Source organism: Streptomyces sp. SID13726, from assembly GCF_010548375.1.
Taxonomy (GTDB): Bacteria; Actinomycetota; Actinomycetes; order Streptomycetales; family Streptomycetaceae; genus Streptomyces.
Map to the genome: position 1 here is coordinate 1 of NZ_JAAGLY010000909.1, position 380 is coordinate 380.

At 76.8% G+C, this 380-nt stretch carries 1 protein-coding gene; it reads right to left on the reverse strand.

The window, feature by feature from the left end:
- A partial coding sequence (locus tag G3I78_RS50940) for a DUF3180 family protein (RefSeq protein WP_164437454.1) occupies positions 1 to 288 on the reverse strand: 288 nt, incomplete at its 3' end.
- Between the last annotated feature and the right edge of the window lie 92 nt (positions 289 to 380).

A 380-nucleotide genomic window follows, 5' to 3' on the forward strand; every position in this document is an offset into this window, starting at 1 on the left:
GTACGAGCCGGCGAGCAGCGCGCCCGTGAGCGCGGCGGCCTTGGCGAGGACGAACGTACGCGCGGCCCGGATCGCGTCGAGCGAGGGGCGCTTCCCGCGCTGGTAGGCGCGCACGGTCCACCCTGCCCAGAAGACCGCGGCCGCAAGCGCGACGACGGCCACGTCCACGACCCACGGCACCGCGGGCAAGAGGATGCCGCGGCCTCCGAGGAGCCGCACGACGAACCAGCCCACGACCACCGTGGCGACCGCCACGAGCAGCAGGGTGCGGACCGAGGTGCGCCGCATCAGCGCTGGGCGTCGTGCGCGGCGCCCGAGACCGGCCCGAACGGCGGCCACGGGTCGCTCGCCGGGGGCAGCGACGCGTCGGCGAACGTCCC